19 protein-coding genes are annotated in these 23,883 nt (G+C 68.9%); 13 read left to right on the forward strand and 6 right to left on the reverse strand.

Going from position 1 to position 23,883, the window contains the following annotated elements; translation table 11 throughout:
• Positions 1–74: 74 nt before the first annotated feature.
• From MVA01S_RS05230 to MVA01S_RS05240, 3 genes are read left to right on the forward strand one after another with little or no spacing between them, the layout of a single operon-like run.
• Positions 75–923 (forward strand): glycosyltransferase family 2 protein, encoded by an 849-nt coding sequence (locus MVA01S_RS05230; protein WP_003931486.1) that lies wholly within the window; start codon positions 75–77, stop codon positions 921–923.
• A gap of 1 nt (position 924) precedes the next feature.
• Complete coding sequence (locus MVA01S_RS05235) at positions 925–1,128, forward strand: zinc-ribbon domain-containing protein (protein WP_003931485.1); 204 nt, start codon at positions 925–927, stop codon at positions 1,126–1,128.
• Positions 1,129–1,182: 54 nt separating this feature from the next.
• Positions 1,183–1,833, forward strand: coding sequence for a biliverdin-producing heme oxygenase (locus MVA01S_RS05240; protein ID WP_003931484.1), 651 nt, complete (start codon positions 1,183–1,185; stop codon positions 1,831–1,833).
• Here MVA01S_RS05240 and MVA01S_RS05245 read toward each other — a convergent pair.
• Together MVA01S_RS05245 and MVA01S_RS05250 are read right to left on the reverse strand one after the other, a co-directional pair.
• Complete coding sequence (locus MVA01S_RS05245) at positions 1,778–2,617, reverse strand: TspO/MBR family protein (RefSeq protein ID WP_003931483.1); 840 nt, start codon at positions 2,615–2,617, stop codon at positions 1,778–1,780. The two genes, MVA01S_RS05240 and MVA01S_RS05245, sit on opposite strands and share 56 nt — an antisense overlap.
• The gene (locus tag MVA01S_RS05250) at positions 2,614–4,083 is read right to left on the reverse strand and encodes an MFS transporter (RefSeq protein ID WP_003931482.1); all 1,470 of its coding nucleotides are present in this window, start codon (positions 4,081–4,083) and stop codon (positions 2,614–2,616) included. Before MVA01S_RS05250 ends, MVA01S_RS05245 begins: the two co-directional genes overlap by 4 nt.
• 155 nt (positions 4,084–4,238) lie before the next feature.
• On the opposite strand from MVA01S_RS05250, the gene MVA01S_RS05255 reads away from it, so the two are divergent.
• The 5 genes from MVA01S_RS05255 (at position 4,239) to MVA01S_RS05275 (ending at position 11,904) form a co-directional block, all read left to right on the forward strand.
• Entirely contained in the window at positions 4,239–4,841 is a 603-nt protein-coding gene (locus MVA01S_RS05255; RefSeq protein ID WP_003931481.1) for a TetR/AcrR family transcriptional regulator, read from the forward strand.
• A gap of 188 nt (positions 4,842–5,029) precedes the next feature.
• Positions 5,030–7,063, forward strand: coding sequence for a toprim domain-containing protein (locus tag MVA01S_RS05260; protein ID WP_003931480.1), 2,034 nt, complete (start codon positions 5,030–5,032; stop codon positions 7,061–7,063).
• Positions 7,064–7,096: 33 nt separating this feature from the next.
• Positions 7,097–9,244, forward strand: coding sequence for a DNA gyrase subunit A (locus MVA01S_RS05265; protein WP_003931479.1), 2,148 nt, complete (start codon positions 7,097–7,099; stop codon positions 9,242–9,244).
• Positions 9,245–9,395: 151 nt separating this feature from the next.
• Positions 9,396–10,493 (forward strand): ferredoxin reductase, encoded by a 1,098-nt coding sequence (locus tag MVA01S_RS05270; RefSeq protein WP_060941549.1) that lies wholly within the window; start codon positions 9,396–9,398, stop codon positions 10,491–10,493.
• A 16-nt stretch (positions 10,494–10,509) separates the two neighbouring features.
• A complete protein-coding gene (locus tag MVA01S_RS05275; protein WP_003931476.1) occupies positions 10,510–11,904 on the forward strand; it encodes a fatty acid desaturase family protein in 1,395 nt (464 codons plus the stop codon).
• A 15-nt stretch (positions 11,905–11,919) separates the two neighbouring features.
• Here MVA01S_RS05275 and MVA01S_RS05280 read toward each other — a convergent pair whose 3' ends face one another.
• The 3 genes from MVA01S_RS05280 to MVA01S_RS05290 form a co-directional block, all read right to left on the reverse strand.
• On the reverse strand, positions 11,920–13,374 hold the full coding sequence (locus MVA01S_RS05280; protein WP_051015303.1) for a DHA2 family efflux MFS transporter permease subunit: 1,455 nt from the start codon (positions 13,372–13,374) through the stop codon (positions 11,920–11,922).
• 94 nt (positions 13,375–13,468) lie between these two features.
• On the reverse strand, positions 13,469–14,926 hold the full coding sequence (locus tag MVA01S_RS05285) for an aminobutyraldehyde dehydrogenase (RefSeq protein WP_003931474.1): 1,458 nt from the start codon (positions 14,924–14,926) through the stop codon (positions 13,469–13,471).
• Between the two features lie 10 nt (positions 14,927–14,936).
• Entirely contained in the window at positions 14,937–16,352 is a 1,416-nt protein-coding gene (locus MVA01S_RS05290) for an NAD(P)/FAD-dependent oxidoreductase (protein ID WP_237024275.1), read from the reverse strand.
• Positions 16,353–16,509: 157 nt separating this feature from the next.
• On the opposite strand from MVA01S_RS05290, the gene MVA01S_RS05295 reads away from it, so the two are divergent.
• The 4 genes from MVA01S_RS05295 to MVA01S_RS05310 are packed head-to-tail and all read left to right on the forward strand — an operon-like array spanning position 16,510 to position 20,641.
• The gene (locus MVA01S_RS05295) at positions 16,510–17,133 is read left to right on the forward strand and encodes a TetR/AcrR family transcriptional regulator (protein WP_040541897.1); all 624 of its coding nucleotides are present in this window, start codon (positions 16,510–16,512) and stop codon (positions 17,131–17,133) included.
• Positions 17,130–18,452 carry a glycosyltransferase gene (locus tag MVA01S_RS05300; protein WP_003931471.1) on the forward strand — a complete coding sequence of 441 codons (1,323 nt, stop codon included), beginning with the start codon at positions 17,130–17,132 and terminating at the stop codon, positions 18,450–18,452. The genes MVA01S_RS05295 and MVA01S_RS05300 overlap by 4 nt, the downstream gene beginning before the upstream one ends.
• 3 nt (positions 18,453–18,455) lie before the next feature.
• Positions 18,456–19,676, forward strand: a complete 1,221-nt coding sequence (locus MVA01S_RS05305) for a glucosamine kinase (RefSeq protein WP_003931470.1) — start codon at positions 18,456–18,458, stop codon at positions 19,674–19,676.
• Positions 19,673–20,641: an SIS domain-containing protein gene (locus MVA01S_RS05310; protein ID WP_003931469.1), complete on the forward strand. Its 969-nt coding sequence runs from the start codon at positions 19,673–19,675 to the stop codon at positions 20,639–20,641. Before MVA01S_RS05305 ends, MVA01S_RS05310 begins: the two co-directional genes overlap by 4 nt.
• Positions 20,642–20,746: 105 nt before the next feature.
• Here MVA01S_RS05310 and MVA01S_RS05315 read toward each other — a convergent pair whose 3' ends face one another.
• Positions 20,747–22,216 (reverse strand): amidase, encoded by a 1,470-nt coding sequence (locus MVA01S_RS05315; RefSeq protein WP_003931468.1) that lies wholly within the window; start codon positions 22,214–22,216, stop codon positions 20,747–20,749.
• Between the two features lie 318 nt (positions 22,217–22,534).
• On the opposite strand from MVA01S_RS05315, the gene MVA01S_RS05320 reads away from it, so the two are divergent.
• Entirely contained in the window at positions 22,535–23,803 is a 1,269-nt protein-coding gene (locus MVA01S_RS05320; protein ID WP_003931467.1) for a hypothetical protein, read from the forward strand.
• The last annotated feature ends 80 nt before the right edge of the window (positions 23,804–23,883 follow it).

Here is a 23,883-nt window from a genome sequence, read left to right on the forward strand (position 1 = left end):
CGCGGCGCCGGCGCGCGCGCCGCCGCCGCGATCGAATCGACCGCCGTCCGGTGCCGCCGTGATGCGGGACCGGCATGAACACCGCGGTGATCACCATCGCGCACGGACGACATCGCCACCTGCGCAACCAGATTCGCGGGCTGCGCGCAGGCGCCCGGGCATATGGCGCGCACGTGGTCGTCGCGCTGGGTGACCCCGCCGTCGCCGCGGTACCGGCCTCCGAAGGGCACACCGCAACTGTCGTCGAGTTCCCCGCGGTGGAGCCGCTGCCCCTGGCCGCCGCCCGCAACGCCGGCGCGCGGACCGCCCTCGACCACGGGGCCGAACTGCTGATCTTCCTCGACGTGGACTGCATCCCGTCGCCCGGTCTGATCGAGCGCTACCGGTCGGCCGCGTCCCGACGTCGCCACCAGGATGCGTTGCTGTGCGGGCCCGTCACCTACCTGCCGCCGGCCGGACCGTCGGGATACGACCTGGCGACCCTGAACCGCCATGTCCGTCCGCACCCGGCCCGGCCGTCCCCGCCTGACGGAACCGTGCTGGCGACAACGGAATACGCGCTGTTCTGGTCGCTGTCGTTCGCGGTGCGCCGCGCCACCTGGGACCGCATCGGGGGATTCTGCGAAGAGTACGAGGGTTACGGCGGCGAGGACACCGACTTCGCCCGGTGTGCGCAGGCCCTCGATGTGCCGATGCGGTGGGTGGGCGGCGCGCACGCGTTCCACCAGCACCACCCGGTAGAAGACCCCCCGGTGCGCCACCTCGTCGACATCGTGCGCAATGCGCATGTGTACCACCGCCGCTGGGACAGCTGGCCGATGGGCGGGTGGCTCGACGCGTTCCAGGAACGTGGGCTGATCACCCGGGACCGGGACGGCACACCGAATCTGACGGCCACCGCGCGACGCCCCGTAACCTGGTGAGGTGTTGCTCTTCTTCGGGTACGGCACCAAGCAGAAGTATCTGGGCGCGGGGCAGGTCAGGACCTGTCCGCGATGCCACAACACCACGCAGTGGAGCAGGATGCGCGAGTTCAAACAGTTCACGCTGTTCTTCGTGCCGATCGCGCGGTGGAAGCGCCGGACGTTCGAAGTGTGCAGTATCTGCGGCGCCGCGGTCGCGGCCTGAGGACGCCCACCGTTAGGCTTGCCGAAACGCCCCCGATGACATGGAGGCCGCGACATGCGTCCCAGCACTGCCGAGACCACTCGGCCGCTGTCCGTCGCGATCAGGGAGGACTCGGCGCACGAGCACGAGGCCGCCGAGCATTCGGTGTTCGTGACCGAGTTGCTCTCGGGGAGGGTCGATGAGCAGGGATACGCCGAGTACCTGCTGCGGCTGCGGGTGATCTACGGCGCGCTCGAAGACGCCGTGCGCGCCCATCGCACCGACCCACTGGTCGCCGCGGTCTTCGACCCGGCATTGGAACGGGTCCCGGCCATCGACGCTGATCTGGCTCATTGGTCCCCCGGCCGTGACCTGAGCGTGGATTCACCTGCGGCGCAACGTTATCGCGATCGGATAGCCGAATTGTCCTGGGGCGGCGCGTTGGTGGCCCATCACTACACCCGCTATCTGGGCGATCTGTCCGGCGGCCAGGCCATGGCCGCGATCCTCGACCGCGAGTTCGAGCTCGGCGGAGCGGGACTGACGTTCTACGACTTCGGGTTCCGCGTGAAGCCCTACCGGGATGCCTACCGGGACCGCCTCGACCGACTGGGCCTGGACGCGATCGGCGTCGACCGGGTGGTGAGCGAGGTCAAGTGCGCGTTCGCGCTCAACCAGGCGGTGTTCGACGAACTGGCCCGGCTTCTTCCCGGCCACCGTCGCTGACCCCGGCGCCACGACGTGCGGTGACCAGCAGGGACAGCGCCGGCACCGCCGCGCCCGCCAACGACGCGACCAGAATCGGGGTGGTGTCGCTCAGGCGGACCGCGATACCGACCAGCGCCCAGACGAGCACCGCCACGTAGGCGATGTCGCCGAAGCGCAGACTCATCGTCAACCCGAGTGCGGCCGCGACCACCACCATGATGACCCCCCAGGTCGGCTCGGACAGACCGAATCCGGACCAGCCCGCGTGGTCGAGTGTGATCGTCGCATTGGCGATGGTGGCCACCGAGATCCAGCCCAGGTACACCCGGAACGGGATGTGCACGGTCCACAGTTCCAGCTTCGAGGTGGCCGGTCGCGCCGCCTGCACCCGGTAGATGAGGATCAGCGTGCCGAGCAGCACCGCCATCAGCGCCATGCTCAGCGGGAAAAGGTTGTAGTGCCAGGCGAACAGCCACGAGCAGTTCGCCAGCGCGGTGATCAGGTACAGCGGCGCGACGGCCCGGGCCGCGCCGCTGTCGGGCCGGTTGCGGGCCAGCGTGAGGCCGAGATATCCGCTGTAGGCGATCAACCCCAGGTAGATCAGGCTCCAGATGGAGAACACGTAACCGGCCGGCACGAAGTAGACCTCGAAGCGGCGCGTCACGTCGCCGGTGGTCTGGCCGTTGATCGGCAGACCGTTGGCCAGGTAGTTCACCACCAGCGTCGCCGCGGTGGCCAGGCTGACAGCGGCGGGTAGCAACAGCGTCGACGTCGAGCGCTGGTCGACGGTCCGGCTTGTCATGCGGTGCTCCTCTGGTCCGAGACGATTGCCCGGTACATGCCCGTTCCGCCGGGTTCCGAACCACCGGACCGGCTGCGCAGGACCATGATCGCGGGTATGGCTGCGAGGCCGAAGAGGGATCCCGCCATCAGGACGTAGAGGTGGATGCCCGTCGCCGTGCTCACCGGCGCGCCGTCGGCGAAGGTTCCGGAGATGTGGGTGGCCTTGAGGATCTCGCCGCCGGCGAAGGTGAAGACGACCGAGCCCAGGGCCAGCACGACTGACACCAGCCCGGCGGTGGTGCCCTGGCGCTCCGGTGCTTCGAAGCTGGTAGCCAGGTTGTAGCCGGAGGCGCCGATCGCGCCGGCGGCCACCCCGAGCAGGACACCGCAGGCGATGGCCGGCGCGAGCGAAGACACGCCTGCCAGCATCGCGAATGTGGCGGCTGTCCCGACGGCGACACCGATGCACAGCGGTAGCGCGGGACCCGTACGCCCTGCGAGCCACCCGGCGCACACCCCACCGGCGACGATGCCGAGGTTGGGCGCGGCGAGCAGCACCGCGACCGCTTCTCCGGTGCCCAACCCGTAACCCAGACCGAGGCCGGGCGGCACCTGGGCGATGAGGCCCGTCAACTGCAGCATGCTCCGGAATGCTCCCGCTGCCAGGACCAGGGCCAGCAGCGTCAGCAGAATCGGACGGTTCAGTGCGCGGATGTCGATGACGGGGTCGGCGATGCGCAGCGCCAGGAACAGCCACCCGGCCAGCGCGGCCGCCCCTGCCGTCACCAGCGCGATCATGGGCCACGAGAGCCAGCCGACGGCAGCGCCGAGACTCACGTATGCCAGCACCGCGCCGAGACCGCCGCCGAGCAGCAACGCGCCGACCACGTCGAGCCGGCCGGTGCTGCGGATCGGCGACTCCGGGATGCCGAAATGCACGCACAACGCGGCCGCGCCGGCGAACAGCGCTGCGACGACGAACACACCGCGATAACCGAACATGCCGACCACCGGCGTCATCAGGAACGGCTCGACGATGCCGACGATGGAGGAGCCCGAGGTCACCAGTCCCACCACGGCCATCGCCACCTGCGGCGCACAGATCTGGCGCACCAGGGCCACCGACAGGAACACCGCGGCGAACGCGGCGCCCTGCAGGAAGCGACCCAGCAGGAAGACGGCGAGGGTGGGCGCGACCAGGCACACCAGCGCGCCGGCACCCGCGAGCAGCAGCGTGCCGACGAGCACCCGCCGCGTGCCGAACACGTCGGAGCTCCTGGCCAGCAGCGGGGACCACAGAGCGCCGGCCAGCATCGCGCTCGCGTTGAGCCACGCGGCCTGGTCGGTGTCGAAGTGGTCCATCAGCTGCGGCAGGACCATCATGGGCGACCCGATGACCACGTCGGCCAGCACGTTGGCGAGGGTGAGGACCGCGGCCCACAGGAGCAACCGCCTGCTCCAGCGGTGTCCGCCGGCTCCCGTCATGTCGCTCCCCTCAGGTCGGCGGTCAGTGGTGGGACGAAAAGCAACTTAATGCGACTAATATCGCATTAAGGGGACGGTAGTGGGTGCCCGGTTGCCCCGCAAGGCCGCGGCTGAGGACAATCGGTGGCCGGTCCGGAAATGGAGGTGGGTCCCCGATGTCCGACGGCGCCGCGGTCCCGCCCCCGACCCGACGTCCGGGTGGCCGCACCGCTCGGGTGCGGGACCAGATCCTCGGTGCGACAGCACAACTCATCGCACGCGATGGAATCGCGAACTTCCGCTACGAGGACGTCGCCGAACTCGCCGGCGTGCACCGGGCCAGCGTCTACCGCAACTGGCCCGACCGCGAGGATCTCGTCGCCGACGCGCTGCTGCGCTACGCCGAGGATCTCGCCAGCATCGGCGACACCGGCGACCTCGACAAGGACCTCGCAGATTTCCTGCTGGCCCTCGCGGGGGGCCTGGAGACACCGTTCGGGCGCGCGCTGGAACAGGCCGTCGCGGCCGCGCGGAGCCCGTCCGCCATCCAGGCGCAGGCCAAGATCCTCGATCGGCGGGTGGCCGCCCTTGCGCGCCGGGTGGACAGCGCCGTCGATCGGGGCGAACTCCCACCCGTCGACAGCGGCTTCCTCGGTGAGATGATCTCCGGCCCCGTGCATCTCATCGCCAGTCGCGGGACGCGAACCTTCACACGGGCCGACGCCGAACGCATCGTCGCGGTGGTGCTGGCGGGAATCCGGGCCACGTCCCGCGACTGAGCCTCCGCCGGTGGGTGGCGTGGACGGGCATACGCAGCCGGATGCGATCCAGGTCACCGCCGTCCCGGTGCCCCGCGACACGGCCGGCGGAGCCACCCCGGCGCTGTCGGTGGTGCAAGGCAGAATGCGTACGCCGGCCCTGTGTCGCCGCACCCCGACACGTCCCGGTACCGAGGAGAGGACCAGTAGTGAGTTACACCGCCGCCGACATCACCGAGCTCGATGATGTCCAGCACACACGCCTGCGGCCGGCGGTCAACCTGGGTCTGGACGTGCTCAACACGGCCCTGCGCGAGCTGATCGACAACGCGATCGAAGAGGTCGCCGACCCCAGCCACGGCGGGTCGTGCGTGACGATCACCTTGCACGCCGACGGATCGGTCAGTGTCGCCGACGACGGCCGCGGCCTGCCGGTCGACTCCGACCCGGTCACCGGGAAGAACGGCATCGTCAAGACGCTCGGCACGGCGCGGGCCGGCGGCAAGTTCTCCGCACACGCCGACGCCACCAGCACCGGCGCCGGACTGAACGGCATCGGGGCCGCGGCAGCGGTGTTCATCTCCGCACGGACCGACGTGACGGTGCGCCGCGCGGGCAAGACCTACCTGCAGAGTTTCGGGGGTGGTTATCCCGGCACGTTCGAGGGCCGGGAATTCGACCCGGCTGCCCCGTTCGCCCGGGTCGACGCGCAGAAACTGCGCGGCACCGGCAACCGCAAACCCGACGCGCACGGCACCACGGTGCGGATCCTGTTCGACCCGGCGGTGGTGCCGGACTCCAGCGTGGACATCAACGAGGTGCTGCTGCGGGCGCACGCCGCAGCGCGGATGTCACCCGGGGTGCACCTGGTCGTCACCGACGAGGGCTGGCCCGGCGAGGAGATCCGGCCCGAGCTGCTCGAGCCGTTCAGCGGCCCGTGGGGCACCGACACCCTGCTCGACCTCATGTGCACCGCCGCCGGCACGCCGGTGCCGGGCGTGCGGGCCGTCGTGGAGGGCCGCGGCGAATACACCACCGGTCGCGGCCCCACCCCGTTCCGCTGGTCGCTGACCGCCGGACCCGCAGAACCGGCCACGGTCGCCGCGTTCTGCAACACCGTGCGCACCCCCGGCGGCGGATCGCACCTGACGGCCGCGGTGAAGGGGCTCTCCGAGGCGCTGGCCGACCGCGCGTCCCGGATCCGGGACCTGGGTCTGGCCAAGGGTGAAGAAGGCCCCGAGCCACAGGATTTCGCCGCCGTCACCGCGCTGGCCGTCGATACCCGCGCCCCCGACGTGGCCTGGGATTCGCAGGCCAAGACCGCGGTGTCGTCCCGCTCGCTGAACGTGGCGATGGCCCCGGATGTGGCGCGCAGCGTCACCATCTGGGCGGCCAACCCCGCCAACGGCGACACGGTGTCGCTGTGGACCAAGCTGGCGCTGGAGTCGGCCCGGGCACGACGCAGCGCCGAGGGCGCCAAGGCCCGGTCCCGCGCCGCGTCCAAGGCCAAGGGCCTGGGCACCAACCTGTCGCTGCCGCCGAAGCTGCTGCCCAGCCGGGAGTCCGGCCGCGGCTCGGGCGCCGAACTGTTCCTCTGCGAGGGCGACTCGGCGCTGGGCACCATCAAGGCGGCCCGGGACGCCACCTTCCAGGCCGCGTTCCCGCTGAAGGGGAAACCGCCCAACGTCTACGGGTACGCCCTGAGCAAGGCGCGGGCCAAGGACGAGTTCGACTCGATCGAACGCATCCTGGGCTGCGGGGTGCGCGACAACTGCGACCCGGAACTGTGCCGGTATGACCGGATCCTGTTCGCCTCCGACGCCGACCCGGACGGCGGCAACATCAACTCCAGCCTGATCTCGATGTTCCTGGACTTCTACCGTCCGCTCGTCGCGGCCGGGATGGTGTACGTGACGCTGCCGCCGCTGTTCGTGGTGAAGAACGGTGACGAACGGATCTACTGCCAGGACGAGTCCGAGCGGGACGCCGCGGTGGCGCAGCTGAAGGCCACCTCCAAGAAGCGGGTCGAGGTGCAGCGCAACAAGGGCCTCGGCGAGATGGACGCCGACGACTTCTGGAACACCGTGCTGGATCCGCAGCGCCGCACGGTGATCCGGGTGCACCTCGACGACGGCGAGCAGAGACTGCACCACACGTTGTTCGGCGGACCGCCAGAGGGCCGGCGCACGTGGATGGCCGACGTGGCCTCCCGTGTCGACACCCTGGCGCTGGACCTGACCTAGAAGGAGTGGGAAGAACCTAGTGGGAAGAACACTGTGACCGCCACCCTGGACGTTCCCGAGCAGAACCCCGACCTGGTTCTGGACCAGAGCGCCGACGACTACTGGAACCACTACCAGCTGACGTTCGCGCTCTACAGCGTCAGCGACCGCGCGATCCCGTCAGCCTACGACGGACTCAAGCCCGGCCAGCGACGCCTGCTGTATCAGATGCACGAGTCGAAACTGTTGCCCGGCAACAAACCTCAGAAGTCGTCGAAGATCTGCTCGGCGGTCACCGGCAACCTGCACCCGCACGGCGGCGCGTCGATGTACGGGGCCGCGGCGCTGATGGCCGCGGAGTTCCAGCGCGTGAAGGTCATCGACGGGCAGGGCGCCTTCCCGCGCATCCAGGGCGACATTCCGGCGGCTGACCGCTACACCGAGATGCGGCTGTCGGCACCCGGCGCCGCGCTGACCGCCGAACTCGACGACCACGCCGTGCCCATGGTGCCGACGTTCGACGGTGAGTGGACCGAGCCGACGATGCTGCCGGCACAGTGGCCGGTGTTGCTGTGCAACGGCGCCGTGGGCATCGCCGAGGGCTGGGCCACCAAGGTGCCCGCGCACAATCCCCGCGAGGTCATGGCGGCCTGCCGGGCGCTGCTGAAAACCCCGAACATGACCGACGACAGGCTGGTGAAGCTCATCCCCGGCCCTGACTGGGGGTGCGGAGCCACGGTGGTCGGCACCGCCGGGCTGCGCGAGTACATCACCACCGGCCGTGGCGCGTTCACGGTGCGCGGCACGGTGTCGGTCGACGGCAAGAACTGCGTCATCACCGAGCTGCCGCCCGGTGTCGCCAGCAACACCGTGCAGGACCGGATCCGGGCGCTGGTCGAGTCCGGTGAACTGGCCGGGGTGGCGGACATGTCGGACCTGACCGACCGCCGCAACGGGCTGCGGATCGTGGTCACCGCCAAACGTGGGCACAGCGCCGAGACCATCCGGGAGCAGCTGCTTGCCCTGACACCGCTGGAGTCGACGTTCGCCGCCAGCGTGGTCGCCCTCGACGAGAACCGGATTCCGCGGTGGTGGTCGGTGCGCGAGTTGATCTCGGCGTTCCTGTCGCTGCGTGATTCGGTGGTGCTGCACCGCAGCGAGTACCGGCTGGAGAAGGTCACCGCGCGCCGCCACCTGGTGGCCGGCCTGCTGACGATCCACCTCGACATCGACGCTGCGGTCGCGGTGATCCGCGGTTCGGACACCGTCGACGACGCCCGCCAGGGACTGCAGAAGCGCTTCGGGATCGACGAAGAGCAGGCGAACTACGTGCTGGCACTGCAGCTTCGGCGACTGACCAAGCTCGACGTGATCGAGCTGCAGGCCGAGGCCGACAAGCTGGACGCCGAGTTCGCGGCACTGACCGAGCTGGTGACCAACCCCGATGCGCGCCGCAAGGTGATCGATGCTGAGCTGGTGGAGACCGCGAAACTGTTCAAGGGACCCGAGTTCGACCGGCGCACCGTGCTGGACTTCGACGCCACCCCCGTCGCAGCGGGCGGCGACGAGGACGGGCCCCGCGAGCGCAAGGTCAACGCCGCCTGGCGCCTCGACGACCGCGGGGTGTTCTCCGACAGCCACGGCGACCTGTTGACCTCCGGTCTGGGTTGGGCGGTGTGGACCGACGGGCGGGTGAAGTTCACCACCGGCAACGGACTGCCGTTCAAGATTCGTGACATCCCGGTCGCCCCGGACATCACCGGTCTGCTGCGTTCGGGTGTGCTGCCCGAGGGGTACCACCTGGCGCTGGTGACCCGGCGAGGCAAGATCCTGCGTCTGGACCCCGCGGCGGTGAACCCGCAGGGCGCGGCCGGCAACGGGGTGGCCGGGGTGAAGCTTGCGAGCGATGGTGACCAGAACGATGAAGTGATTGCCGCGCTGCCGGTTTCGTGCGCCAACGGCGAGGCGATCCTGTCCCTGTCGGAGAAGTGCTGGAAGGTCACCGACGCCGCCGACATCCCGGTCAAGGGTCGCGGCGGCGCCGGTGTCGGATTCCATCCGTTCGTCAAGGGTGAGGATGCCCTGCTGGCCGCGACGATCTCGGTGACGGGATACGTGCGCGGCACGAAGACCGTGCGGGCCGAGAACCGGGCGAAGGCGGCGGTCAAGGGGTCCGGAGCGGACGTGACCCCCGCGCCGTAGGCGTCGCGGCAGTCCTCAGCCACCGCGCCACGAGTGTCGCCGGCCATATTTCAGCCTCGGGTGTGTTTCAAGTAACACCAACTGGTGTATCCCACCCCGAGGTCGATCTTGACCTGCGTTCCGACTCTTCGTCGACCTCGTAGGGGGAAACGTGGCCGAGCGTGGTGCCGAACCACCGGTGCCCCGGGGGCGGCGGCTGTTCCTGCGTGCCGTCAGGCACCTGTTCAGTCCGCTGCGTCCCGACGACTACCTCGAGATGATCAACCCGCTGTGGACGACCAAGGAGATGCGCGGCAAGGTCGAGCGCATCGAGCCGCAGGGCTCCGAGGCGGTGAGCGTCTTGATCCGGCCCGGATATGACTGGCCGGGCCACAAGCCCGGGCAATACGTGCGCCTCGGCCTCGTCATCGACGGCCGCTACCACTGGCGTGCGTACTCGATCACCTCCGATCCGCAGCCCGAGGATGGGCTCATCAGCGTCACCCCCAAAAAGGTCGCGTCGGGCGTGGTGTCGCCGTACCTGGTGCACGAGGTCAAACCCGGCGAACTGGTGCGACTGAGCGAGATCGAAGGCGTGTTCACGCTGCCCGAACCGCTGCCCGAGAAGATGCTGTTCATCAGCGCCGGCAGCGGTATCACCCCGATCATCAGCATGCTCCGCAGCCTCGACCGCCGAAACAAGTTGGACGACGTCGTCGTGATCCACTCGGCCCGTACCCGGGACCAGGTCATGTTCCTGCAGGATTTGGAGGATCTCGACCGCCGCCACGACGGGTTGCGGCTGGATCTGCGGCTCACCTCCGATCGCGGCCGGATGTCGGCGAACGACCTCGACGAGGTGTGCCCGGACTGGCGCGAGCGCGAGGCGTTCTGCTCCGGTCCCAGCGAGCTGCTCGACGCGATGATCGAGTACTGGGAGGACAACGGTGACTCCGACCTACTGCACTTCGAGCGATTCCAGCCGAAGATCGGGGGCAACGCGGGCGCCGGTGAGGGTGGCGAGATCGTCTTCCTGGACAGCGAAAAGACCGTTGAATGTGACGGCGGCACACCGATTCTGGAAGCCGGCGAGAAGGCTGGGCTCAACCTGGCCTATGGGTGCCGGATCGGGATATGCCACACCTGCGTCGGAACGCTGAAGTCCGGGCGAGTGCGCGACCTGCGATCCGGAGAAGTGACCGAACCGACGGGGCAGGACGTACGGATCTGCATCCACGCCGCCGAAGGCAACGTGGAACTCGCACTGTGAACACACGAGGAACCAAATGACCACTTACATCGAAAGCCCCCTCCAGCGCCTGAGCGAACAGGAACTGGAGAAACTCGCCAAAGAATTCGACGCGATCCACGACGAGGTCTTCGCCGAACTCGGCGACCGTGACCGCAACTACATCAAGGCGGTGATCTCGGCGCAGCGCCAGATCGTCGTCGTCGGACGGGTACTGCTGCTGGGCTCGCGGTCACGCACGGCGTGGGTGCTCGGCACTGCCTGCCTCGGGATGGCCAAGATCCTGGAGAACATGGAACTCGGCCACAATATCCTTCACGGCCAATGGGATTGGATGAATGATCCCGACATCCATTCCTCGGTGTGGGACTGGGATACCGCCTCGACCGCGCAGTCCTGGAAGCACTCGCACAACTACATCCACCACACCTATACGAACATTCTCGGCAAGGACCGCGATCTCGGTTACGAGATCATGCGCATCGATCCCCGTCAGCCCTGGCATCCGGTGTGGTTGGCGCAGCCGTTGTTCAACTTCCTGCTGACGGTGCTGTTCGAGTGGGGGGTGGCGGTACACGACATCGACTTCAGGGCCGCGCAAAGAGGCGAGAAGCCCTGGTCTGAGGTCCGCCAAGAGCTCAAGGGCATCACCGGCAAGGCGCGCGCACAGATCCTCAAGGACTACATCGGCTGGCCGGCGGTCAGCGCGGGCGCCTTCGCGTTGGCCAAGCTGGGGCTGGGGCGCCGGATCGAGCAACCGGCGCATTCACGCATCGGGCGCCGACTCCGCAAGGTCGCCGGCACAGGCCGGGCTGCCACGGTGGCGGACACTTTCGACCGCGTGCTGCCCGGTGTCGAAAGCACGTTTCTGCGCACCTTGGCCGCCGACGCACTGGCCAATCTCATCCGCAACGTATGGGCGCACGCGATCATCTTCTGCGGGCACTTCCCGGACCAGACGTACACCTTCAAGGAAGAGGAGGTCGAGAACGAAACCCGCGGCGGCTGGTACGTCCGGCAGCTGATCGGCGCAGCCAACATCGAGGGCAGTCCGCTGTTCCACGTCATCAGCGGAAACCTCGGCTACCAGGTCGAACATCACCTGTATCCGGATATGCCCAGCAGCCGGTACTCCGAGATCGCGCCAAAGGTCAAAGACATCTGTGAACGCTACGAATTGCCGTACAACTCCGGCCCGTTCGGCAAGCAGTGGTTCACGGTGCACCGCACCATCTTTCGTCTCGCCTTTCCGGGCGGTGAGCCTCGGACCAAGCCCGGGCCCTACCGCAGCCCTGACAGGCAGGCACAACCACGCGGTTCCAGCGAGGCGATGCGATTCCGCGAGCGGGTGCCCGCCGAGCATCCCGACGCCGGCCCCGAGCACGCATCAGGTGGTGTGGCAGTCGAGCCGCCACCACGCGAGAACGACTGACGCGGGGGTTGGCGGCTAGTGCGTCGGCGTGCCGTGCGCCGGCAGCGGGCGTGAGGCGGTGAAGAACGCCAGCACCACGGCGACCGCGCCGATCACGGCCGCGGCGACGAAGGCCGCGTGCACACCCGGCATGTCGGGCGCCCCGCCGGACACCGAGGCCTTGGTCATCACCGTCACGAACAAGGCGGTGCCCGCGGCGCCCGCGACCTGCTGCAGCGTCGTCATGATGGCGCTGCCGTGGGCGTACAGCCGGTCCGGCAGCGCACTGAGCGCGTCGGTCATCAACGGGGTGAACATCATCGACAGGCCGACCATCATGATGGTCTGCACGACAACGAGTTGCCAGATGGGCGTGGCCGCCGACACCATCGCGAAGCCGCACAGCGACAGGAAGAGCATGAGCGAGCCGGGGACGACGAGCCGCCGGGCACCGTGCCGGTCGTACACCCGCCCGACCAACGGGCCCGCCAGGCCCATGAGCAGTCCGCCGGGCAGACTGGTCAGCCCGGCGACCAGCGCGCTCTGGCCGAGCACGTCCTGAACGTAGAGCGGCACCATGATGATCGCACCGAACAGGCCCATGAAGCCGATGACCACCAGGGCCACCGACACCGAGAACCGCCGATAGGTGAACGGTCGCAGATCCAGGAACGCGCGGTCGTCGCGCTGCAACTGCACCTGTCGCGCGCCGAACAGCGCCAGCGCCACCACACCGGCCGACAGCGGCACCCACGCCGGCACGGCCTGGTCGCCCTGACCGGACGCGCCCAGTTCCGACAGCCCGAACACCAAGCCCGCGAACGCGATCGCCGAGAGTGGCACCGAGACGCGGTCGATCCGGGTGGGTTGCTCCCGGTCGTCGGCAACGTGCAGCCAGCGCAGGCCGGCCACCAGCCCGAGCAACGCGATCGGCAGCACGATCCAGAACATCCACCGCCAGTTCAGCGAGCCGAGGATGAATCCGGACAGCGTGGGCCCCACCGCTGGCGCGACCGCGATGACGATCGAGATCGTGCCCATCGTCTGCCCGCGGCGTTCGGCGGGGATCAGCTTCATCACCGTCGTCATCAGCAGCGGCACCATGACGGCGGTCCCGCACGCCTGTACGACGCGGCCCGCCAGCAGAATTGCGAACCCCGGCGCCAGCGCCGAGACGAGCGTGCCGACGCAGAACAGCGACATCGACGACACGAAGATCACCCGGACCGGGAAGCGCTGCATCAGCGAGCCCGACATCGGGATCACCACGGCCATGGTGAGCAGGAAGCCGCTCGTCAGCCACTGCGCCGTGCGGGCCGAGATCTCCAGGTCGACGATCAGCACCGGCAGCGCGACACTCATGATCGTCTCGTTGAGGATCATGACGAATGCCGAGAACACCAGCAGAGCGATGATGACGCCGGTACTCGGCGGGGCTTTCCGCGGCGTCGCGGACGTGGCGTCTGGTCGCGTCATCGGCCCGGTACTCATGCACACTCCCTGGATCTGCGCACTTAGTTAGCGCGGCTACCCAGGGTAGGCGCGGGGGCGCGGGTCGGGAAATCCAATTACGGCGCGGCAGTGCTCACGACGGACGGAATGAGTCGTGCGCCGCCCGCGGGGCGTGCTTGACCATGATGTGGCGCGCCACTGTGTACTCGGTCACCGCGGCCTGGCTCATGTCCTTGCCGAACCCGCTGGCCTTCACCCCGCCGTGCGGAGCCTCCGACGCGATGGGGAGATGGTCGTTGACCCAGGTGACGCCGGCCTCGATCGAGTGCGCGACCCGTAACGCGCGGGCCACGTCCACCGTCCACACCGACGACGCCAGACCGTACCGGCAGTCGTTGGCCAACCGGACGGCCTCGGCCTCGTCGCCGAACGGCAGCGCGACTAGGACCGGACCGAACACCTCGTCCTGGACGATCTCGGCGGACTGCTCGGCGCCGGTGATCAGCGTCGGCGGATAGTAGGCGCCGTCGCCGTCCGGGAGCACGCCTCCGCACCGGACCGTCGCGCCCGCTGCGACGGCCCGCTCGACGAAACCGTGCACCCGTGCCCGATGCTCGAGGCTGATCAGCGGGCCGATGTCGGTGGCGCTGTCCCGCGGATCGCCGACCCGAATGCTGTTGAAGGCCAGGGTGAGCCGGCCGACGAAGTCGTCGAACACCGACTCGTGGACGTAGACCCGGGTGGCCGCCGTGCAGTCCTGCCCGGAGTTGTAGGTGGCCCCCATCGCGATACCGTGCGCGGCGTCGTCGAGGTGGGCATCCTCGAACACCAGACACGGTGCCTTCCCGCCGAGTTCGAGGTGCACCCGCGCCCCGCGCAGCGCCGCGGACGACATGACCTGCCGCCCCGCGCGGGTCGAACCGGTGATCGACACCAGCTGTACCCGCTCGTCGGACACCAGCGCCTGCCCGACCTCCTGATCGCCGGTCACCACCTCGAGCACCCCGGGCGGCACCCCGGCTTCGACAGCGAGTTCGGCGAGGTAGAGCGTGCTCGACGGGGTGGTGGGCGCCGGTTTGACGACCATCGTGTTGCCCGCCGCCAGTGCCGGGCCGATCTTCCACAGTCCCATGATCATCGGGAAGTTCCACGGCGCGATGCCGACGACCGGACCCACCGGGCGCCGCACGATCATCGAGGTGTACCCCTGGCTGAGCAGGCCTGCGCCGGTCTCCTCCAATGAACGGCCCGCACCGGCGAAGAACCGCAGATTGTCGGTGCCGAACGGAAGCTCGCCGTCCCGGAAGACCGCCTCCGGCTTGCCGGTCTCGGCCACCTCCAGCGCGGTGATCTCCGCGGCGTGGGCGTCGATGAGGTCGGCCCACCGCAGCAGCACCCGGGCGCGTTCCCCCGCGGTGCGCCGCGACCAGTCGCCGAACGCCTCTGACGCCGCCGAAACGGCCTGTGTCGCTTCGGAGACCGACGCCTCGGAGACGGTCGTGGTCGGCCGGCCGTTCGACGGGTCCACCAGCACCCGCTGTTCACCCGAGCCCGGGACACGCCGGCCCCGGTGGAATCGTCCTGCGGTCATGTCCTGCTCCTCAGCTGTTGAAGCCCACACCGAATCGGTCGAATGTGCGCAAAAGCATTCCTCTGCGGCCGGTTTCGTCTTCCCGGGCCAGTGCGGCCCGGGTCAGTTCGACGGCGGGCCAGCGCAAAGGTTCCGGCGGGAAGGGCACCGCGGTGCCGGTGACCGCCTTGAGCCGCGTGCGTTCGGTGTCCCGCCCGGCGAGCAGATCGAGGGCGACGCGGGCGCCGAAACGTGTGGAGGCCACCCCCAGCCCGGTGAAACCGACGGCATAGGCCAACCGGCCGTGGAACGCGGTTCCGAAGATCGGCGTGAACCGGGTGGTGGTGTCGATGACGCCACCCCAGCGGTGGGTGAACGGCACCTCAGCCAGTTGCGGGAACGTCTCGCGAAAGTGCCGGGCCAACAGGCGATGAGACGCGTCGCGCAACTCCAGCTCAGGCCGGACGGCGTTGCCATAGTGGTAGACGGCGTCGTAGCCGCCCCAGACGATCCGGTCGTCGCGGGTTCGGCGGAAGTAGTGGAACTGGTTGCCCGCATCGGTGAGACCCTGGTTCTGCTGCCAGCCGATCGAGGCCAGCTGTTCGGCGGTCAGCGGCGCCGTGGCGAGCACGTAGTCGTAGACGGGCAGTACCCATGCGCGCAGGCGACGCAGCAGAGGACGGTAGGCGTTGGAGGCGAGCAGCACCTGCGAGGTCTCGACCGAACCGTGCGCGCTGCGGACCGTCAGGGTGGACCCCGTCCGGGAGATGCCGGTCGCCGGGGATCCCTCGAAGATGTTGGCGCCCAGCTCTTCTGCCACCCGGCGCAGGCCGAGAGTCAACGCCATCGGATCGACCAGGCCGCCGCGCAGCGTCCGCAGTCCGCCGAGGAACGACGACGAGTGGATGTCGGCGCGGACCTCGTCGCGGTCGAGGAACCGGACCTCGTCCCCGCGTCGGGCATACGTCGCGACGGCGTCTCGCAGCGCCGCGTAGTCGTGGGCGGTCCTGGCCAGCGTGGTCTTGCCGACCAGGCGCAGGTCGGCGTCGATCCCGTGCGTGTGCAGGAAGCCGGTGATCTCCTCGACGTTCTGCCGGCCGAGGCGCTGAAGTTCGTCGAGTTCGTCCGGCCACATCGCTTCGCCGTGGGCGATGCCGTGCGTGAGGGATTCGGAGACGAAGCCACCGTTGCGTCCCGATGCGCCCGCGCCGACCCAGTCCTGTTCCAGGAGGACGACCCGGCGCGCGGGGTCCTCGGTGAGCGCCTCGACGGCCGCCCACAGCCCGGTGTAGCCGGCGCCGACGATGACCAGATCGGCGTGCCGGCGTCCGCTGAGCGGTTCGGTTCGTGGACCGGTCTGAACCCCGTCCCACCACACCGGCCGGGGTTCGGCGTCGCGCAACTCGTCGGCGCCCGTCATGGCCTTCTTGGCCGCCTTAGCCGTCATGGCCGCCATACTTGCATACTCATTCAGGCCCTGTCACCGGCAAACAAGCAGGTAACTCGATATTGGGTCGTTAAAACTGAGTAACGCTTCAAATTTTTCTTCCGCTGCGGGCGGATCTCTGGCACAGTGAGCCGCGACATACTTCTGGGAGGTGCCGGTGACCGTCAGCCGCACGGAACGTCGCGCGAGACTGCTGCACGCGGCGCAGCGCGCCGTGATGAAACACGGCGCGGGCGTGCAGCTCAACCAGGTGGCGGCCGAAGCGGGACTGACCTCCGGTGCGGTGCTCTATCACTTCCCCGATGTGCAGACTCTGCTCGTCGAGGCCAACCGCGCCGGCATGGAGCGGTTCTACGACGAGCGCCTGCGCGCGATCGAAGGCATCGCCGAACCGGACCGCCGGCTGGTGGTGACCATCGAGTCCGGGCTGCCCGTCGACTCCGACGATCCGGCGGTGAAACTGCTGTGCGAGCTCGGCGGAGCCGCGGGCCGGTACCCCACCTACGCCGTCATGCTGACCGCGCTCTTCGACCGGCAGGTGGCGATGTACCAGGTGATCCTGGAATCCGGTGCCGCACAGGGCGTCTTCACCTTGACCTCGCCCTCGCTGACGATAGCGCGCAACATCGTGGCGCTCGAAGACGCCTACGGGTACCGCATGGTGGCCCGTCATCCCAGCCTCGACGCCGCCACCTCGACCGACCAGATCCTCGACTATGCACGGGTGGCCACCGGCCATTCCCTGCCTCGCAGTGAACAGGGCGAAAGGACACCACGTTGACCGAGTCACCGAAGCCACTGACCATCATGTTCTGGCCGGAGTCCGCCTACGGACCCACCAACCAGTGCATCGGTGTCGCCGCCAAACTGCGCGAGCGGGGCCACCGGATCGTCTTCGCCGCCGAATCGTCCTGGGCGGGAAAGATCGAGAGGTACGGCTTCATCGAGGAACTGGTGGATCTGGCCGAACCGTCTGCCGAGGACGCGGACGCCGACGCCGGCCAGTTCTGGACCGACTTCATTGCCGAGACCGCGCCTGAGTTCGCCAAACCGACTATCGAGCAGCTCGATACGTTCATCCGGCCGACCTTCCAGGCGCTCATCGACGGCGCCAAATACTGCGAACCGCGCCTGCGCGAGATCATCGCCGAACATCAGCCCGATGTCCTGGTCGAGGACAACGTGGTGCTGTTCCCGGCGTTGGCGACCGCAGGCAAGCCGTTCGTGCGCTTCATCTCGTGCAGCCCCCTGGAAGTCCCCGGTCCCGATGTCCCGCCGCCGTTCTCGGGTCTGCCCAGTGACGACCGCGCACAGTGGGGCGACTACACCGCCGAGTTCGACCGGGTGCTCCGCCCCGTGTGGGAGGAATTCGACGCGTGGGTCCGTGAGCAGGGCGCCGCGCCGTTGCCCGAGCTGGAGTTCATGCCGCGCGACAACGCCGCCACCGTCTACATCTACCCGGCCGCAGCGGATTACACCGATCGACGGCCGCTCGACGAGTCGTGGATCCGGGTGGACTCCAGCATCCGGGAAACCGACGACGAGTACGAGCTTCCCGCTGCGATGGCCGATCGTCCCGAGGGCAGCGCCCTGGTGTATCTGTCGCTCGGCTCGCTGGGTGCCGCGGATGTCACGCTGATGCAGCGGCTGGTCGACGTGCTCGGGCGCACCCCGCACCGTTTCATCGTCAGCAAGGGGCCGCAGGCCGACAAGATCGAGTTGGCCGCCAACATGGTCGGCGCGCAGATGCTGCCGCAGACCCGGATCATGCCGCTTGTCGACGCGGTGATCTCCCACGGCGGCAACAACACCACCACCGAGGCGCTGCACTTCGGCAAACCGCTGATCGTGCTGCCGCTGTTCTGGGACCAGTACGAGAACGCCCAGCGCATTCACGAGCTGGATCTCGGTGTGCGCCTGGACACCTATCACTTCGGCGACGACGAACTGATCTCCGCGCTGGAGCGCATCCTGACCGACGACGGGCTCCGGGATCGGGTTGCCCAGATCGGCAAGGAGATCCGTGAGCGCGACGGTCTGCTCTTGGCCGCCGACACCATCGAACGCGTCGGTCACGCCCACCGCGCCGCCACCGACTGATCCGTGCCGCTCGACCCGACCGACCTGCCCCCAGCCGATCTCCTGCACCTCGGAGACCGGCACGCGCTGGTGATCGTCGATGCGGACGGAACGTTGTCGGCGGTACCCGCGGTGGCCGACGGGACCCGGTGGCGACGGGCGGGCGCCGGGGACGGGGCCGCCGAGGCCCTGCTGCGACTGCTGGCCCGCACACCCGGCCGGTGCTCCGACGGACGGTTTCAGATCGTCTCCTGGACAACAGGTCCGGCACCGGACGGGGAGCGTCCCGTGACCGTCGACCAGACCAACGAATCGGTGATCGTCGGCGATACCGCGGTGGTGAAATGGGCGACCCATCTCGAGCGCGGGCCGCATCCGGCGCCGGACAGGCTGGCCTGCCTGACCGCGGCGGGATTCACCGCGATGCCCACACCGTGGGGCGTGGTCACCTGGACGCCGGAGGACCAGGCGGAGACGCTGGTCGCCACCGTCACCGGCTATCTGCCCGGCGCAGTCGACGGCTGGACCTGGGCGGTGGAACTGTTCAAAGCCGCGGCCCGCAGTGGCGACCACGCCACCGTGGTGCGCACCTGCGCCGCACTCGGCGAGGTGGTCGCCGACCTGCACTCGTCGCTGGCTGCCACCGCGACCATCTCCACGCGCACCGATGCAGAACGCTGGCGCGACAATGCTTTCGACACTCTGGCGACTGCCCGCGCACTGGCCGAGCCGGGCAATGCCCAGCTGCTGGCCGAGCACGCCGACACCATCGCCGCGAGCCTCGGGCAGTTGGCAGATCTGGTGGGTGTGCCGATCCTGCACGCCCACGGCGACCTGCACGTCGGACAGGTGTTGCGGACCGGCGATCTGCTGGTCGTCACCGATTTCGACGGCAACCCCGTGCTCCCGCCGGCCGAGCGGGTGCTGCCGGTACCGGCAGCGGTGGACCTCGCCGGGATTCTGCAGTCGCTGTCCCATGTCGCCATCGTCGCGGCCGAACGCAGCGAGCTCGCGCCGCAGAGTCTGGCACCCGTCGACGCCGCCGCCCGTACCGCTCTGCGCGACGCGTATCTGCGCAGGCTGGCCGAAACCGGGCACGTCGACCTGCACCTCGACCACGCTCTCACCGCGCTCCGGCTGCAGCAGGTACTCCGCGAGATCGTCTACGCTGCCCGCCACCTACCGCGGTGGATGTATGTCCCTGATGCGGCCCTGCCCGCCCTACTGCAAGAGATGAGCCGATGAATCCCGATGCCTTCGCTGCCGACCTCGCCCGTAAGCCGGAGGTGCTCTCGCGGCTTGCCGACGCTCTGGCGCAACACAATCCGTGGTCGCAGGTGGTGCCGCCCGAGGTGTCCCGCGTGGTGTTCATCGGCATGGGCTCGTCGGCCTACGCCGCCGGCGTGGCCGCCGCGCGGCTGCGGAACCGGGGCATCAGCGCCGTCTCGGAGATCGCGTCCTCGGAACTGCTGCCCGTATGGGGCCCGGACACGTTGGTGGTGGCCACCTCCGCGACCGGCGGATCGGTCGAGACGCTCGACGCGCTGGAGCGCATCGACTCTGCGGCGACGACGGTGGCGTTGACCAACACCGCCGGATCGACCATCACCTCACGGTGCGAGGCCTCCGTCGATCTGTCGGCCGGACCCGAGGCCGGCGGGGTGGCCTGCCGTAGCTTCCAGCACACTTTGGCCCTGTTGATGGCTCTCGAATGCCACCTGACCGGCACCCCCCGCGACGAACTGGTGCGTGCGGTCGCGGCCGCGGCACACGCCAGCGATCACCTGCTGGACACCGAGAACGACTGGCTCCCCGAGGTTTCCGAGCATCTGCTGGGACCTGTCGAGACGCACCTGTGTGCGCCGGCGCGGCGGTTCTCCTCGGCCCAGCAGGGCGCGTTGATGCTGCGGGAGGGCCCGCGGCGGTCGGCCATCGGCTGCGAGACCGGTGACTGGAGCCACGTCGACGTCTACCGCACCAAGAACACCGATCTGCGGATGCTCGTCTTCGCCGGATCGAAGTGGGAGGCCCAGATGGCGGAGTGGACCGGCCCGCGCGGCACCCGCATCGTCGGGGTCGGCGGGGACGTCCCCACCGCCACCAGCACGCTGCGGTATCCGGGAGACGACGTCGACGACGTCCGGTTGCTGACCGAGACCTTGGTGCCCGAACTGGTGGCGGCGCGGGACTGGCAGGCCGCGGCTGCCTGACGCCACAGGCGCTGCGCGACCCAGACGCTGTACGTGGGTACACCAACCGCATCGCGCTCGAAGAGGTGCTGAAGCGCTTCCCGAAATGGGAGACTCCGGCCTGACTCACACGGGTGCGACGCGGTCTCTCCACGGCATCGCCTGCTCCAGTTGGGCAGCCACCCGGATCAGCAGCGACTCGCCGGCCAGCGGTGCGACGAACTGGACACCGAGCGGCAGGCCCTCGGCCGTCCAGTGCACCGGCAGCGAGATCGCCGGGCGGCCAGTGAGATTCGCCAGCTGGGTGTAGGGGACCCAGCCGAGGTTCTTGTCGACGATGTCGTCGACGATGTTGGTGAGGCGCAGCAGGTGTGCGGTGCGGGTCTTGAGCAGCAGATCCGAGGCCTTCTGCAAGGCCAGCGGCAGCGCGAATTCGCCGATCGCGGGCGGGGGCGTGGCCAGGGTCGGGGTCAGCAACAGGTCGTAGGACTCGAAGTACGTGGTCAGCCGACGGGTGTGTTCGTGCCGGCGCTGCACGGCGTCGACGTAGTCCACGCTGCTGGTGGCCCGGCCGATCGCGGCCAGGATCCGGGTGTCGCGCTCGAAGGCGTCGTCGCCGGCGCCGGTGAGGCGCTTGGCCTCGTCCAATTCCCATGCGGTGTAGACGAACCAGGTGAGCAGGAAGTCCCGCGCCAGCGCCGCGTCGTCGAACGGGGCCTGCGGCAGCTCTTCGACGTGGTGGCCCAGATCGGTCAGGGTCTGCACGGTCGCCTCGACCGCGGCGAACGCCTCGCGGTGCGGCGACGGATTGATCGCCGTCGGCACCCGGACCCCGATGCGCAACCGGCCCGGGTCCTCTTCCAGACAGGACACGAAGGGCGCCTTGGGCATTCCGGGGCTGAACGGGCCCCAGGGTTCACCGCCGCTGATCGCGTCGAGCATCGCGGCGGTGTCGCGCACCGTACGCGACACGACGCCCTGCACCGCAGACCCGTGCATCGATTCACCGGTCTCCGGTCCCATCGGGGTCAGCCCGCGACCGGGCTTCAGTCCGACCAGCCCGCAGCACGCCGCAGGGATACGGATCGAGCCACCACCGTCATTCGCGCCGGCGCACGGCACGATGCCCGCGGCGACGGCGGCAGCGGAACCGCCCGAAGATCCACCCGGGGTGCGGCTCAGGTTCCACGGGTTCCGCGTCGGCCCCCACACGTCGGGTTCGGTGATTCCCTTGGCCCCGAACTCCGGGGTGTTGGTCTTGCCGAAGATGACCAACCCGGCATCGATCCAGCGCTGCACGATCGTCGCGTGTTCGGTGGCCGGGGTCGACACCAGCGCCCGTGAGCCGCGTGAGCTGGGCAGCCCGGCGTAGTCCTGGGCGAGATCCTTGATCAGGAACGGCACCCCGGTGAACGGTCCGGCCGCCGCGTCGGCGGGGGTGGCGGGGATGTCGCGCACGATCGCGTTGATCCGCGGGTTCACCTCCGCGGCCCGCGCCCGTGCCAGGGCGAGCAGTTCGTCTGCGGTCACCTGCTTCTCGGCCACCAGCTGTGCGAGTCCGGTGGCGTCCTGTGCGCGGTATTCCTCGAAATTCACGGCTTGACCGTAGCCGTTCGTGTCCACCGCAGGCGGGTGACACCGCGCATTTGACCCCGGCGCAAATATGTGTGAGCGGGCTCACGGAAGCGTTGAGCTCAGGATTTGCCGGCTGCGCCCGGGAGGCAGCAAACCCAGCTAACGAGGATGCCTAACTGAGGTTAGCCAACCCTATTGCTTCTTAGGTAATCCTCAGCTAACGTTCGACCGCGCCCATGGGGGGCGATGACCAGTACCAAAGGAGTATCCGTGCAACAAGCACTTTCGGTCGCGTATGGCGCCGCACCTCTGTCAGTGGCGGCGAAGAAGCCTTCGCGAGTGAACAAGTTTCTGGTGAGCGGCGCCGCCGTGGTGGCCGCCAGCGCGATTGCCGTGAACCCCGTGGCGCCGACCACGTCGGCGCCGGATGTCCGGCAGGCCGCCGTCGCGCTGGCCGCCTCGACCAACCCTGTCCTGGAGAACCCGCTGCTGGTCTGGCAGAACAACATCACCAGCACGTTCAGTCAGATCGGCGCCATCGGCTCGTCGCTGTGGAACACCCCGTTCCCGATCCTCAACCAGATCGGCGAGAACCAGGCCGGCTACCTGAAGACCGTCTGGGGCATGACGGCGGAGCAGGCGGGCACCCGCCGCGGCACCGGCCTCGTCGGCGCGGCCGAGGGCGTGCAGCGCTCGCTGACCAACTTCCCGGTCCGGCTGCAGGCCGCGTTCGAGTTCCTCGGCAACGGGCAGTTCACCGAGGCGCTGGTCGAACTCAACACGTGGGGCCTGGTCTTCCTGGAGAACGTGGCCTTCCCGCTGACCTCGATCCTGACCATCCCCAAGGCGATGTTCGACGCGGTCGGCCGGGTGTACGACTCGCTGATCACCCGCGGCAACATCATCACGATCTCCAAAGGCCTGATGTCCCCGCCGATCACCGCGTTCTTCGCGGCGATGAACATCGCCGACACCGTGTTCGCCGCGGTCAAGGAAGGCAACCTGAAGGATGCGTTCACCGCGCTGGTCAACGCGCCGGGCCTGATCACCGGTGCGTTCCTCAACGGCTACAAGCCGTACTTCGGCACCGACGAGAACGGCGACCCCATCTACAGCCCGGAGAACTTCCCGGGTCTGTTCTCGGAGGGCGGCACGCTCGACGCGCTGTTCGTCAAGCTGCCGCAGACGATCGCCGCCGCGCTGAAGAAGCCGGAAGTGCCGGTGACGCCGCCGGCTCCGAACCCGACGCCCGCACCGGCCTCGTTCCTCCTCGATGTGCCGGGCGGGGCCACCGAGGTGAGCCCGGTCTCGAACGACTCCGAGACTGTCACCGAGCCCGTCACCGAGACCGTCACGGAGCCTGTGGTTGACGTTGTGGTTGAGGATGAGGTCCCGGCCGCCGAGCCGGAGCTGACGCCCGAGACCGACGAGACCACCGAGGTCGTGGCGGACGAGGAAGCCGTCGTCGTCGAGGACGAGGACGCGGCCGAGGAGACCACCGGCACCGAGGAGTCCACCGACGGCGCCGACCCGAGCGAGGGCGAGACCGCTGCTCCCGCCACCGATTCGGACACCGATTCAGGTTCGGACACCGATTCCGACGCCTGACCGGTGACCGCCTGACAAGTCGACATCGTGATCGGACCGGCCCTCTGCAACATGCAGGGGGCCGGTTCCGTCGGCGGTCG

The organism is Mycolicibacterium vaccae NBRC 14118 = CIP 105934 (assembly GCF_001552715.1).
Classification (GTDB): domain Bacteria; phylum Actinomycetota; class Actinomycetes; order Mycobacteriales; family Mycobacteriaceae; genus Mycobacterium; species Mycobacterium vaccae.

What these genes read in the sequence shown, in the direction of transcription:
- MVA01S_RS05275 (WP_003931476.1), top strand. Translation starts at nt 10,510, where the DNA reads ATGACCACTTACATCGAAAGCCCCCTCCAGCGCCTGAGCGAACAGGAA.
- MVA01S_RS05310 (WP_003931469.1), top strand. Translation starts at nt 19,673, where the DNA reads ATGAATCCCGATGCCTTCGCTGCCGACCTCGCCCGTAAGCCGGAGGTG.
- MVA01S_RS05245 (WP_003931483.1), bottom strand. Translation starts at nt 2,617, where the DNA reads ATGACAAGCCGGACCGTCGACCAGCGCTCGACGTCGACGCTGTTGCTA.
- MVA01S_RS05240 (WP_003931484.1), top strand. Translation starts at nt 1,183, where the DNA reads ATGCGTCCCAGCACTGCCGAGACCACTCGGCCGCTGTCCGTCGCGATC.
- MVA01S_RS05250 (WP_003931482.1), bottom strand. Translation starts at nt 4,083, where the DNA reads ATGACGGGAGCCGGCGGACACCGCTGGAGCAGGCGGTTGCTCCTGTGG.
- MVA01S_RS05280 (WP_051015303.1), bottom strand. Translation starts at nt 13,374, where the DNA reads ATGAGTACCGGGCCGATGACGCGACCAGACGCCACGTCCGCGACGCCG.
- MVA01S_RS05285 (WP_003931474.1), bottom strand. Translation starts at nt 14,926, where the DNA reads ATGACCGCAGGACGATTCCACCGGGGCCGGCGTGTCCCGGGCTCGGGT.
- MVA01S_RS05230 (WP_003931486.1), top strand. Translation starts at nt 75, where the DNA reads ATGAACACCGCGGTGATCACCATCGCGCACGGACGACATCGCCACCTG.
- MVA01S_RS05290 (WP_237024275.1), bottom strand. Translation starts at nt 16,352, where the DNA reads ATGACGGCTAAGGCGGCCAAGAAGGCCATGACGGGCGCCGACGAGTTG.
- MVA01S_RS05255 (WP_003931481.1), top strand. Translation starts at nt 4,239, where the DNA reads ATGTCCGACGGCGCCGCGGTCCCGCCCCCGACCCGACGTCCGGGTGGC.